At 39.8% G+C, this 13,629-nt stretch carries 10 protein-coding genes; 7 read left to right on the forward strand and 3 right to left on the reverse strand.

Annotated elements, in window-relative coordinates:
- Positions 1 to 154: 154 nt before the first annotated feature.
- From MSBR3_RS09805 to MSBR3_RS09825, 5 genes are all read left to right on the forward strand, one after another.
- Positions 155 to 2,260, forward strand: a complete 2,106-nt coding sequence (locus MSBR3_RS09805) for an MASE3 domain-containing protein (protein WP_080942272.1) — start codon at positions 155 to 157, stop codon at positions 2,258 to 2,260.
- A gap of 118 nt (positions 2,261 to 2,378) precedes the next feature.
- Positions 2,379 to 2,978 carry a hypothetical protein gene (locus MSBR3_RS09810; RefSeq protein WP_048107844.1) on the forward strand — a complete coding sequence of 200 codons (600 nt, stop codon included), beginning with the start codon at positions 2,379 to 2,381 and terminating at the stop codon, positions 2,976 to 2,978.
- Between the two features lie 1,010 nt (positions 2,979 to 3,988).
- Positions 3,989 to 4,792 (forward strand): PRC-barrel domain-containing protein, encoded by an 804-nt coding sequence (locus MSBR3_RS09815; protein ID WP_048107845.1) that lies wholly within the window; start codon positions 3,989 to 3,991, stop codon positions 4,790 to 4,792.
- Positions 4,793 to 4,930: 138 nt separating this feature from the next.
- Positions 4,931 to 5,725, forward strand: coding sequence for a PRC-barrel domain-containing protein (locus tag MSBR3_RS18925; RefSeq protein ID WP_052723354.1), 795 nt, complete (start codon positions 4,931 to 4,933; stop codon positions 5,723 to 5,725).
- A 168-nt stretch (positions 5,726 to 5,893) separates the two neighbouring features.
- Positions 5,894 to 7,837: a PRC-barrel domain-containing protein gene (locus tag MSBR3_RS09825; RefSeq protein WP_048107847.1), complete on the forward strand. Its 1,944-nt coding sequence runs from the start codon at positions 5,894 to 5,896 to the stop codon at positions 7,835 to 7,837.
- Between the two features lie 363 nt (positions 7,838 to 8,200).
- On the opposite strand, the gene MSBR3_RS09835 is transcribed toward MSBR3_RS09825, so the two are convergent.
- Together MSBR3_RS09835 and MSBR3_RS09840 are read right to left on the reverse strand one after the other, a co-directional pair.
- Positions 8,201 to 9,325: a DUF362 domain-containing protein gene (locus MSBR3_RS09835; protein ID WP_048110310.1), complete on the reverse strand. Its 1,125-nt coding sequence runs from the start codon at positions 9,323 to 9,325 to the stop codon at positions 8,201 to 8,203.
- Positions 9,326 to 9,534: 209 nt separating this feature from the next.
- Positions 9,535 to 9,942, reverse strand: a complete 408-nt coding sequence (locus MSBR3_RS09840; protein WP_048110312.1) for a helix-turn-helix domain-containing protein — start codon at positions 9,940 to 9,942, stop codon at positions 9,535 to 9,537.
- Between the two features lie 237 nt (positions 9,943 to 10,179).
- Between MSBR3_RS09840 and groES the strand changes: the two genes are divergently transcribed.
- Together groES and groL are read left to right on the forward strand one after the other, a co-directional pair.
- The gene (groES, locus tag MSBR3_RS09845; protein ID WP_048107851.1) at positions 10,180 to 10,458 is read left to right on the forward strand and encodes a co-chaperone GroES; all 279 of its coding nucleotides are present in this window, start codon (positions 10,180 to 10,182) and stop codon (positions 10,456 to 10,458) included.
- 144 nt (positions 10,459 to 10,602) lie between these two features.
- Positions 10,603 to 12,213, forward strand: a complete 1,611-nt coding sequence (groL, locus tag MSBR3_RS09850) for a chaperonin GroEL (RefSeq protein ID WP_048107852.1) — start codon at positions 10,603 to 10,605, stop codon at positions 12,211 to 12,213.
- Positions 12,214 to 12,269: 56 nt separating this feature from the next.
- Here groL and MSBR3_RS09855 read toward each other — a convergent pair whose 3' ends face one another.
- Positions 12,270 to 13,514, reverse strand: coding sequence for an IS110 family RNA-guided transposase (locus tag MSBR3_RS09855; RefSeq protein WP_048107855.1), 1,245 nt, complete (start codon positions 13,512 to 13,514; stop codon positions 12,270 to 12,272).
- Between the last annotated feature and the right edge of the window lie 115 nt (positions 13,515 to 13,629).

A 13,629-nucleotide genomic window follows, 5' to 3' on the forward strand; every position in this document is an offset into this window, starting at 1 on the left:
AAGATCAACTTAATGTTAAAAACCATTTGCTTGATATTAAAACCGTTTACTCAATATTAAAATCAACTTAATGTTAAAATCTACTTTATAAGTCTAAATATTCAGTCTTATCTAAAGCTCATGAACTTTTGAGACGCCAAGTGCAGGGAGGTGATTGAACATATCAAATGTCAGAAAAAATATACTAAAAGTAGACGTCTACGAATTGATGGTCTGGATAACCATAATTATTTTGCTTTATCTAATTAGCCTTAACAATTACCTCCTCTTCCATATAGTAGTAGAACTGTTTAGCGTCTACTTTGCATACGTGATATTCCTGATCGTGTGGAAGTCAAGAAGCCGTTTGGAAAACCGATACCTTCTGATATTGGGGGTCGGTTACTTTTTCGTAGGAAGTTTCGACTTTCTAAGTGCGCTTGCGTTCCACCACATGAGGGTATTTCCCGGATTTGATACAGACCTGACCGCTAAGTTCTGGATCGTCGCAAGATTCCTGGAAAGCACTTCTTTTCTGGTAGCTCCGCTGTTTTTGATACACGCTGGAGAGAGACAGGAGAGAAACGTCAAAACCCTTGAAAGCTCAATTTTTGCCTGGAGGGCATTTCTTGTATATGCAGTAATTAGTGTTACCTGCCTAATTTCAATTTTTTTTTCCGAAAACTCCCAGGATTCTTATTTCCAGAGTTTGGGGTTTACTCAGTTCAAAGTAGCTAGTGGATACTTAATTTCTTTTATATCTTTTTGTTCATTTTTTCTCCTGTACATTGTCAGAGATAGGTTCGAAGAAAAAGTTTTCAATTTACTCTCAATCTCCCTGGTGCTTACAGGCTTTGTTTCACTGTTATTTATATTCGACAGTCAAACAGGTGAGGCTCCAAGCATTATAGGTCTCTTCTTTAAATTATTGTCTTTTTATCTGGTCTATAAAGCAATCGTAGATATCGGATTCGAAGAACCTTGCAGTCTTCTATTCAGAGAACTTAAACACCGAGAAGAAAATTTCAGGCAGAAAGCTGTTTTCTTTGAGGATGAATACGGTCATATTTGCAGAATAATAGGTAAAAGATACTTGACTGCGTATCGAAGCGCTAAGAAAGAAGACAATCCGGAACACGAGTCAGATAGTTACAGTTCCTATATGCAAAACCTTCAGGGAATCGGGTTCCAATTTAATGAAAAGTTTAAACTGATATTTCTACATGGTTCGGTTGAGGAAATAACCGGCTATTCGAAGCAGGATTTCCTTTCTGGAAGAGTTGACTGGCAAGAAATAATCATACCTGAAGACCGTCCTGTTATTTCTAAAAAAAAAGACAAACTAAAATCAAACATTAATTCTATCGTTGAAAGTGAATATCGTATACGGAAAAAAGATGGGGAAATAAAATGGGTCCGTGAGATCTTCCAGAGAATCCTGGATGAATCAGAAAGTTCAGAAAAGTTCCAGGGGTTGGTTTATGATATCACCGAACGCAAAATGGCTGAGGAAGCTCTGGAAAAAATAGACAAAATCAGATTAAAAGAGGTCCATCACCGCATAAAGAATAACCTTCAGGTAATTTCGTCTCTCCTCAGCCTTCAGGCAGAAAAATTCGAAGATAAAGAGGTGATCGAAGCCTTTAGAGAGAGCCAGAACCGTGTCGAATCCATCGCAATGATCCATGAGAGACTCCATGAGAGTGAAAGTACGGATGCTTTCGACTTCTCGGACTACCTGAGAAAGCTAACCACAGATCTTTTTAGTTCCTACAATGTAGGAAACAGGAATATAAGTCTCAAATTGAACCTTGAGCAGGTTTATCTGGGAATGAATACTGCAGTTCCTCTTGGAATTATTATAAACGAAATCGTTTCAAATTCCCTGAAGCATGCTTTTCCCTCGGGAAAAGAAGGCGAAATCAACATAAATTTCTACAGAACTGAAACTCTTGCTACAGAGTACGGCATCTCAGGTCAGGATAAAAACCGTCTACTGAAGGAAGACTGTAAGGATAGTGTAAACGACTGTAAGGATAGTGTAAACGACTGTAAGGATTGTATAAACGACTGTAAGGATTCTATAAACAATAATTTCCGTTACATGCTTATAGTAGCCGATAACGGGATAGGAATTCCCAACGAAATTGACTTTCAAAATACTGAATCCCTGGGGCTCCAGCTAATAAACATTCTTGTTGAACAAATAGGCGGTGTTATAGAGCTTAAAAGAATCCAGGGGACAAAATATGTCATATATTTTAGTAAAGAAGGGAAATAAAGCCTCATAATTTCAAAATATTATGACCATACCAAATTTTCCCATTTTTGGAAGACTTTTTCTTTCATTCAGTTAAGTAAAAGAATCTATTTTACTTTAGTTCTCTTGAGGTGACTCTATGAAACGCAACACAAAGGAATGGAAAGAAAAAAGGGCTGAATTTCTCAAAGGTAAAACCTGCGCGTGGTGTGGAACTTCCGACTCCCTATGTATTCACACTCCCAGAGCTTTTTCTCCGACGCAGGTTAGCTCCGAGATTTACAGTGTTGCGTATACCAGGTTCAAGGAAATTTACAGGCAAAATTATCAGAAATTCGATTCTGCTCCTTCCGGCAAACACCGTCATAAAAGTCATCCTGCCTGGCATAAAGCTTCAACTGTGCATAAAACCGAACCTGACCATACTAACCTTGAGGAGCAGTTCATTGAAGTTCTCCTTGAAGATTCAGAAGAAGGCAATTTCAAAAAGCTTTATCATGAATGGCTAGAAGAAACCGGGATTAAAGAGTTAATTGAAGAAGAAACTAAAAAAGCAGTGGAAGAACGTGAGTCCTTGAAAAACGCAATTGTGCTTTGCAAACGATGCCATTTTGCAAGCCTCAGGGGTATGGATATCTGCCCTAAGTGCAGGAACAGATATAAGTCCGTAAACTATGAAACCTGTTTTGACTGTCTGCCTGATGAAAGAAAAGCAGAGTTTCGGAAAAGGCAAAATTGATAGTCTTCCCGAAATTCCGAGATTTCCTTTAAGTCGCTCTTTTCACCTTTAAGTCATTCATTTCACCTTTAAGTCGCTCTTTTCACCTTTAAGTCACTATTTTCACCTTTAAGTCACTATTTTCACCTTTAAGTCACTATTTTCACCTTTAAGTCACTATTTTCACCTTTAAGTCACTATTTTCACCTTTAAGTCGCTCCTTTCATTTACTTGATCCATAAAATTATTTTCAAAGAAGAGCCCAGCCGCTTCCTCCGCATACCCTGCAAGTTCCACTCTCAAAAATCCCGGAACCGTTACATAAAGGACATACTATCGCAGGCTGAGCAACGAGTACAGCACCCTGTCCCCCACAAGCTTCACAAATTTTGCCATTAACATGTCCTGCTCCGTTGCAATGAAAGCATTTTTCTGGAGCATATTCGGTGTCTATATAGGTCTGGGGTATCTTATCACCTTCGAAGGTAAGATTACAGAAATATTGTCTGAAAATTCTGATATCTATTTTCGGCTTTATGAGTTAAAAGAGCTTTCAAAAAGATAAAAAGGAAAAGATTATAACTTAATTACCGGCTTTTCATTTCTTTTAAGATCCATAGACCTTCTAGTTATCATTGTCAAAGTGTTCATAAATGCTTTAAATTGCTATAAAAATTTGATTCTTAATCTTAATTGAAAATTTTCCCTATAAATTTCGCTTTTTTACTTGCCAGTTCAAGCAATAACTTTCTTCAAAGAAAGAGATATTATCCGATATTTCAACTGATATGCTAGCACAATACCCTTCAATATAAAAGAATAATTTTCCAAAAAAATCTTCCCGTTTCTGTCCCTTCTTTATAATATTTATCAATATATCTCCACTTAATAACATAAAATATTACTTTTAGTGATTCCGGTAGTTTTAAGTAACATCAAAAAAATAATATTAATTAGGGAGGGGTTTTAGAGCTGTGTCTAGGGGCGCAAGCTTTGGGACGGTTGTCTCCTTAAATTTAGGGAGTTGAAATATGGCAAATAGGGATAATCTGGATTTTTTGTCAGCAAGCACAATAAAAGGAGATAAGGTCGTCAATAGGGAAGGAGAAGATCTTGGGAAAATTGAAGAATTAATGATCGATCTCCATGATGGAAGAATAGGATACGTCGTTCTTTCTTTTGGTGGATTTCTTGGTCTGGGTGATAAGCTGTTCGCCATTCCCTGGCAGGCTTTTAAACTGAGAACACACGAACATGCCTTTTTACTTGATATTCCTAAAGAGACTCTTAAAAAGGCAGAAGGGTTTGATAAAGACAACTGGCCTGTAACTTCACATGAGTGGCTTTCCACTGTATATGGCTATTATGGGTATCAACCTTACTGGCAGACAGGAGTGTCTGAAGAAGCTGAATCACAAAGGATGGCCAGGACAAGAGGCACATCTTCAGAGAGAGAAAATCCAGATTTCTTGTCTGCAGGCACGCTAAAAGGGGATAAGGTCGTCAATGCAGACGGAGAGGATATCGGAAAGATTGAAGAATTCATGATTGATCTTACAGATGGAAGAATAGCGTATGTCGTCTTGTCTTTTGGCGGATTCCTGGGCCTGGGTGATAAACTATTTGGTATACCCTGGCAGGCTTTTACACTAATGCCACACGAACACGCTTTCTTACTTGATGTTCCCAAGGACGTCCTGGAAAAAGCAGAAGGCTTTGATAAAAATAACTGGCCTGTAACTAATCGTGAGTGGCTTGCTACTGTGTACAGTTACTACGGATATCAGCCTTACTGGCAGACACAAAGAATAGAGAGCCGTCCGGGCAATATCTGAACCTTAATAATCATAGATACAGGTATAAGTACTGGCAAATAGGGGGTTGGAACTAACTTAATCAGGAGAGAAATTTGTAATAGTTCTTGGAGTCCAGGCTTTAAAAATACTTATCTCTTTAGTTTGGGGAGCTAGAATATGGTAGATAGAGATGATCCGGATTTTTTGTCAGAAGGTGAGCTAAAAGGTAATAAGGTAGTCAATAAAACTAGAGAAGATATTGGAAGGATTGAAAAATTAATGATTGATCTTGCAGACGGAAGAATAGCATATGCCGTATTGTCTTTTGGTGAAATCCTGGATAAGGGAAATAAACTGTTTGCTATTCCCTGGGAGGCTCTTACACCAAAAATACATGAGCATGCTTTCATTCTCGATATCTCTGGTGAGGTTCTGGAAAAAGCCGAAGATTTCGATAAGAATAGATTGCCTTTAACCCGAGATGAACTATCCGGAGTCTACACTTATTATGGACATCTGCCTTACTGGCAAACTGTAGTGGCAAAACAAGCCGGATTGCCTGGTGAGACCGAATCGGAAAGAATTGCTAGAATGAGAAGAACATCGGTTAGAAAATATCCAGATTTTTTACCGGCAGACACAATAAAAGGAGAAAAAGTTGTCAGTATCGCTGGAGAGAATCTTGGAAAGATTGAAGAGTTAATAATTGACCTCCAGGCTGGAAGAGTGGCATATTCCATCCTTTCCTTCGGTGAGTTTTCGGATATGGGCGGTAAGTTTTTTGCTATCCCCTGGCAGGCTCTTCAAGCAAAATTTCAAGAACACGCCTTCTTACTTAATATTCCTAAGTATACTCTTGAAAAAGCAGAAGGCTTTGATAAAGATAACTGGCCCGTAACCACCCGTGAGTGGCTTTCCACTGTGTATAGCTACTATGAGTACGAGCCTTACTGGCAGATGCCGAAATTATAAAGCCGGTCTCAGTTAATGTGTCTTAATCTTGATCTGGCAGGCAGACATATGTATAAATCCTGCTAGAAGAAGGGATGCTTAAATAAATTTATGGGGAAGAAGTTTGAAGTTATGCATGGAGTGAAGGTATTTAAAATGTAAATTTTCTAAAAACTGGGGGTTGGAAATATGGCAGATCGAAATAATCCAGATTTTTTGTCAGCAAGCACAATAAAAGGAGATAAGATTGTCAATGAAGCTGGGGATGACCTTGGAAAGATTGAAGAATTAATGATTGATCTTCGCGACGGAAGGCTAGCGTATGTTGTAATGTCTTTTGGAGGATTCCTGGGTCTGGGCGATAAATTGTTTGCTATTCCCTGGCAAGCATTTAGATTAAAACTTCACGATCACGCCTTCATTCTTGATGTTCCCAAGGATGTTCTGGAAAAGGCAGAAGGCTTTGACAAAGACAACTGGCCTATCACCTCCCGTGAATGGCTTTCCACCGTATACAGCTATTATGGATACCAGCCTTACTGGCAGCCAAGAGTACCTGAAGAAATCGAATCACAAAGGATGGCCAGGACAAGAGGCACATCTTCAGAGAGAGAAAATCCAGATTTCTTGTCCGCAGACACGCTAAAAGGGGACAAAGTTATCGATAAATCTGGAAAGGATACCGGGAAGATTGAAGAGTTTATGATTGATCTCCAGGATGGAAAAGTAGGGTACGTTGTAGTCTCACATGGTGGATTTCTGGGTATAGGCAATAAATTATTTGCTCTTCCCTGGGAGGCTCTTTCACTTAGACTGCATGAGCATGCTTTCGCTCTCAATGTGTCTAATGAGACTTTCGACAAAGCAGAGGGCTTTGACAAGGACAACTGGCCTTTGACTCGTGAGGAGCTCTCCAGAACCTACAGCTACTATGGGTATCAACCTTACTGGCAGACAGGAATGGCAACACAGGCAGCAGGAGTCTCGGCAGCAATGCCAGCTGAGAGCGAACCTGAACGGATGGCCAGAATGGAAAGAGAAGGACAGGCGCTACCGGTAGGAGCGGAAGAAGAGAGAAAGACGCAGCAAGAAAGAGAAAGGCTTGAAGAGTTAAGGAGAACACAGGAAGAAAAAATTTCCCAGCTAGAAAAACAGCAGACAAAAGCCCAGAAACAGGCAGATACCGAAAGGGAAAGGCTAGCACGTCTGGAAAGAGAGCGGATTGAGGCTGAGAGGCAGGCACAGGCTGAAAAACAAAGGTTAGTACAGCTGGAAAAAGAGTTACAGGAGGCAAGAAGACAGGAAAAAATGGAAGCTGTATCCCGTCTTGAAGAAGAGTTGAAATCAGTACAGATACAGGAGGGAACCCGCCGAGATAGACTGGCTCAACTGGAAAGAGAGTGTACGGAGGCTCAGAGACAGGCCGAAACCGAGAGGCAGAAACTGGCACAACTGGAAAAAGAACGTACTGAAGTAGAAAGTCAGGCCAAGAAAGAGAGAGAAAGGCTGGCACAAATGGAGAGAGAGCGGGTAGAAGCTGAGACTCTAGCCCAGACGAGAGTTATGGCAGGTAGAGAAATGCCTGACTTTTTATCAGCAAGTACGATAAAAACAGATAGAGTTGTCAATTCGGCTGGAGAGGATATTGGAAGGATCGAAGAACTAATGGTTGACCTCGAAAACGGTAAAATAGCATATGCTGTGCTTTCCTTTGGCGGATTTCTGGGCATGGCCGACAAGTTCTTTGCAATTCCCTGGCAGGCTTTTACATCGAGGCCGCATGAGCATGCCTTCTTACTTGATATTCCCAGGGATGTTCTGGAAAAGGCAGAAGGCTTTGACAAGGACAACTGGCCATTAACTCGTGAGGAGCTCTCCAGAACCTACACCTATTATGGATACCAGCCTTACTGGCAGACAGGCGTAGCTACAGGAATGTCTAGAGAAACCCAGCCACAGAGGACAACTAGCACTCAAAGTGAAAGACCCCTGGAGACAGCAGAGGAACTAATAGCACGGCAGGAAAAAGAACGGATAGAAAAACTGGAAAAGACCGAAACCAATGAAGAGAGACTTGAGCGGTTGGAAAGAGAAAAAGAGGTGGCAGAAAGGCGGGAACGCAAATATCATTGAAAGAGAAGAGTGATATAGAGACGGGAATTAGAGACGGGAACAAAAATAATAAATATATGAGGGAGGCAATGTTAGCATGTCTCCCTAAACCAAATTATATTAAGGTTAGAAACGCTAGTTATATGCTAGCTATTTTATATTCGGTTTATTCTAAAAGTCTAAATCTGTCTTTAAATTAACTGTAAAATCGATTAAAAGGATCCGTTTCTTATTAACTTCTTATTTCTTATTAACTTTTTATTAATTTTTTATTAATTTTTTATTAACTTTTTATTAACTTCTTGTTAATTTCCTGTTAATTTCCTGTTAATTTCCTGTTAATTCTTCTACTTACGATTTTGATATGTTGTCACTTTTACATATTCATGTTGTCTTTTCTGCCAAAAGCTTTGCAAGCAACGACTTTTTAATTTCCACTGCGTTATTGGGGCATAGTTCGCGGCAGCAATAACACAGGATACACCTTTCTTCATTGATTTTAAAACTCCCGTCTTCAAGCCGTTCAACAGCATGAGGAGAGCAGTTTAAATAACAGGCTCCGCAGTGAGTGCATTTTCTCCTGTTAATCCTGGGATAAATCTTATAGTATTTGCCTAGATTGCGGGTAAGAAAGGAAGGAGCTGTACTGACTCCTCCACTGGATGGTTTGAATTTCCTTTTGACTTCTTCCAATGGGGTTCCGACCACAACAGGACACTGATTTCCAAATCCTTTTTTCATGGCTCCTTGTGTCGTAGGAATTTTGAGAGGATCAAAACCTATCATTTCAGCAGCAACAATATCCAGGGAAATGCAATCCCGGCTTGCCAAAATTACTCTGGAATTTACGGGTTTCCCATGAGAAGGCCCATTTTCTTCCATGCCTATAACCCCATCCATGACTGCGAAGGCAGGCCTGACAACCGAGTATACATCGGCAACGGCTTCGCCAAAAAGGTCTCTTTTTCCAAGAAGATGCGCTTCCTTCCGGCATCTTAAGGGGAGAGTTCCGAAAAAGTTCTTAACCGCACCTGTGTAGTAGGTAAGTTCATGAGTTTTTAGTTTTGGGAGAGATATAATTACATCAGCTTCAAGGACAGGATTTGCAATGTACAACTTGCGGAACTGAAGAGGATCCGGGACATCTACCTGGGTAAAGCCTGCGGTTTCGAAATTTACTACTTTTGCTCCGGCTTTTCGGGCAGCTTCTTCTATACCTGAAACTTTCAGGGCTTTTGAGGTGGCTCCTGGCCTTGAGATTCCGGCTCCGTCCCCTACTATAGGTTTTCCTCCGACCTTAAGTACGAATTTGCACATTGACGCTACAACTGAAGGATGAGTGGTTACTGCACTTTCAGGAGAGGCAGCTGCAAGGATATTTGGTTTCAGGAGTACGCTGTCACCAGGATGAATTATATTCTCAAGGCCCCCTAGAAGTTCCAGAGCCTCAGCTATTGCTTTTTCCGTATAAGAATAATCAGGGCAGCGCGTTATGGATACTTTATTCACGGTTGTGGAAATAAGTGAGTTCATTATTGAATTTCTTTCCGGTTTAAAGTTTTTATTATTCAGTTTCTTTCCGGTTCAAAGTTTTACTATTGAGTTTTTTTCCGGTCCAAATTTTTATTATTGAGTTTCGTTCCTGCTTAATATTTTTATTATTGAACTATTTCCTTCTCAGTTAATGTCGAATTCTTCTCTGTCTCTGTCTTAATTTCTTATCTATTTTTGATACCTGCCCTGAGATCTATTTCTTCAGCTATGCTTTCAAGCTCGTCAAAGATTCTTTCCGAGTCCTTTCGCATTTCTTTTACTGCAGCTTTCAGACTTCCTCCACGAAGGTATATCAGACGTTTTTTTCTGTAAAGGAGACCTGAGTCATTAAGATTCCTCAGATGATGGTTTACTCGGGATATTTTCATCTGAAGGTCTTCAGCAAGGGCTTCTGAGGAAGTTATTTCATCATTTGATAGTCTATCAAGCAAACTAAAAACTATCCTGGTGGCAGTATTTTCCGTGTCTCTACCCGAAGAAAAGCCAAAACTATCGCATAACCATAGAAGATCGTCTTCCATACTTTTTACATGCGGTTTTTCAAGATATCTGAGGATTATCTGTTGGACCATCATTGTATATTTTACAATATCTTGTATATATAGCTTTTTTGCATTTTATTGAAATCATTTCGATTTTTTGAGAATCTTATTTATTTTTCCAGTAACTTTTAAATATGAGACTCACATTATATGCAGATAGTTAAGCGCACGAGCGCTCAATATATTGACTAATCCCATACTGATTCATAGCTACCAGTTAATGTTCAGCTAAAATGGGGTCACTTACACATAAGGAGGAACAATAAAGTGATTATCAAACCTATTGGCGAACGAGTCTTGCTTAAGCACCAGAAGAAACAAGAAGTGACAAAAGGCGGGATATATATCCCTGAGTCTGCACGGCAGGAGAAAAAGGAAGGTGTTGTTATTGCGGTAGGGACTTTTGAAGATGGAAAGGAGCTTCCCCTGAAGAAAGGTGACCATGTAATCTACGGGGGATATCAATCTGATGAAATTGAAATTGACGATGAAAAGTTCCTTTTTGTCGACTTCAAGGATATTCTGGCAACAGTCGCTGAAGAATAATTTTGAACGAGGCCGATTTTGAAGAACATAGGAAGAATGTGTTCAGATTTGATTCAGAATTTAAGAATATATCCGAACTTCATTCTCTAAATTTAACTTGAGAAAAGGTTTGATTCTATTTGACTTTAATTCAGGTGAATACAGATGGCTTCAAAGCAGATAATGTTTGATGAAAATGCAAGAAAGGCACTTTTAAATGGTGTAGATAAAGTTGCAAATACTGTCAAGATCACTCTCGGGCCAAAGGGACGTTATGTTGTACTGGATAAAAGTACAAAACCTGTGGTCACAAATGACGGGGTAACTATTGCAAAGGAGATCGAGCTTCATGACAAGTTCGAAAATATGGGGGCCAAACTTGTCAAAGAAGTTGCTTCAAAAACTCAGGATAATACCGGAGATGGAACAACCACTGCAACACTTCTTGCCCAGAGCATGATCAGGGAAGGCCTGAAAAATATCAGTGCCGGAGCAAACCCTATAGATGTCAAAAAAGGTATTGAGATTGCAACAGAAAAGGTTGTAGACTATCTCAAGAGCAAGAGCGTTGAGGTAAAAGGTAAGGAGAAAATCGTACAGGTAGCTACAGTTTCTGCAAATAACGATGAAGAAATTGGCAATTTGATCGCCGATGCCATGGAAAGAGTTGGCTATAACGGGGTAATCACGGTCGAGGACTCCAAAACAATGGAGACCAGCCTGGATGTTGTAGAAGGAATGCAATTCGACAGAGGCTTTGTATCTCCTTATATGGCAACAGATACCGAAAAAATGGTTTGCGAATTTGACGACCCTTACATCCTGATCACGGACAAGAAAATCAACAGCATGAAGCAAATCGTTCCCGTGCTTGAAAAAGTTGCCTCTGAAGGTCGTTCTCTCCTTATTATTGCTGACGATGTCGATGGGGATGCCCAGGCTGCCCTGATTCTGAATATCATTCGCGGAGCACTAAGGGTCTGTGCGGTCAAAGCTCCAGGGTTTGGAAACGAGAGAAAGGAAATGCTCGAAGATATTGCCGTGCTAACCGACGGACAGGTAATCAGCGAAGACAAGGGCATGAAGCTTGAGGAATTCGATGATTATATGCTTGGAAGTGCAAGGAAAGTCACAATTGATAACCATAAGACCATCATTGTGGAAGGCAAAGGTGATAAAGCAAAGATTAAGGAAAGAGTCAGTCTTATCGAAGCTCAGATTAATATTGCAGATGCGGATTACAGGAAGACCGAACTCAAAAAGCGCCAGGCAAAGTTAGGAGGTGGGGTAGCAGTAATCAAGGTGGGAGCTGCAACCGAAACCGAGCTGAAAGAGAAAAAGATGAGAATTGATGATGCCCTCAACGCCACAAAAGCCGCAGTTGAAGAAGGTGTGGTTATAGGTGGTGGAATAAGTCTTTTCCGTGCAGCTGCCATTCTGGACTCTCTGAAACTTGAAGGCGACAGAGAAGTAGGCGTAAAAATAGTTCAGAGAGCTATCGAAGAACCTGTACGCCAGATCGCTGAAAATGCAGGCAAGGAAGGTGCTGAAGTTGTTGCAACCATCAGGGCTGAACCCGGTGAACTCTTTGGTTATAATGCAAAGAAAGATCTCTTTGAAGACCTCTTTGAAGCAGGTGTCATCGACCCCACAAAAGTAGTTAGAAGCGGCCTCCAGAACGCTGCCTCAATTGCTGGAATGGTGCTAACAACCGAAGCTCTTGTTACGGACTTCGATGAAGAAAAGGACGAAAGGGCAGCTACAATCATAATCTAATTTTGATTTTCTTCCTTTCTTTTTATTTGGCATGAAAGTACGTGATTATTTGTTTTTCACGTACTCTCTTGTTCCTTTTTTCCCATAATTGCGATAATACCACTAATTATTGTTATCCTTTCATCAACCGAGAATATCTCGGTTTCCACAATCTTCCTCTTTTGAACTTCTCCTTTTTCATACCCTGTTTCATCTTGGTACATCTCATCCTTTGTGATAAGATGCCATATTATTGTTGCAATTTTCCTTGCCAGGGCAATAATTGCCTTTGCATATCCAATTGACTTCTTTTTCCTGTTAAAAAATTCTTTTAACCTGCTATTCTTCTTTCTTGCTGCTGCTTGAGCAATCTGAGTTAGAATCCACCTTGCTACTTTTGATCCTCTCTTAGTGATTCTTCCGTTATGATATTTATCTGCAGATTGATACACATTAGGAACTATTCCAAGCCACGAAGCAAGCTTATCTCCCGTTGGAAAATCACTAAAACTTCCTATTTCAGCAATTAGAGTCGCTGCACCAAGTTCTCCAATACCTGGAACTGACATTAAAATCTCCATTTCCCTTTTATGCTTTTGATAAGCATAATTGAAAATTTCCCTTTCTAGAGTCTCAATCTCATCATCTAAATGTTTTATAAGGTTAAGGCATATCTGAAGCCTGATTGCAGCACTCTGGGATATTTCTCTGTCAAGAATATCTCTTATCTGAACAGCTTTTTTCCGAACATTTGGAGAAAGAGATTCTATAATCTGGTCAACGTTTTTACCTGAAGATATTCCTGCTAGAATTGCTCTACCATTTTTTCCAAAAATGTCAGTAAGCACATCACCCAGATGTAACATTTCGGAAGAAAGAATAGCATGAGATTCATTTTTAATATCTGTTCTTTTTCTTACCAGAGTTAACCTGAGCCTAACATATGACCTGAATTCTCTATGCCTTTTTGGAAAAACTCTCGATGGTTGAATCATTTTATTCAATGCAAGTTGTGCAATTACTTCTGAGTCTATTTTATCAGTTTTTTTATGTGTAAATGCCTTCATATCTCGAGCATTTCCAACTATAACAGGCAAATGATCTGTCAATGCCCCATAAATCGGAACCCAAAAATCACTTGTTGATTCACAGGCTACAACGTCACATTTTTCTGATGTTACCCAATTTTTAAGGTTTAAAATCCCATCATCATCTCTGGCAAAACGTTGTTGCTGTTTTTCACCGGATCTACTCAGAATTGTAGCAATAAAAAAATGTTTGTGAATATCTAAACCACAAGATTTGTTTATTTCCCCTTCCAATTTAGATTACTCCATCATTTCAAGGACAGTAGAATTGCCTCAAAGGCAATTTGGCATTCGTGATCAAAGTCACATCTGGGCCTTCGATGGCAATTCAAGGGTTAGTTTTTTGACG

The sequence above is a fragment of the Methanosarcina barkeri 3 genome (assembly GCF_000970305.1).
Taxonomy (GTDB): domain Archaea; phylum Halobacteriota; class Methanosarcinia; order Methanosarcinales; family Methanosarcinaceae; genus Methanosarcina; species Methanosarcina barkeri_A.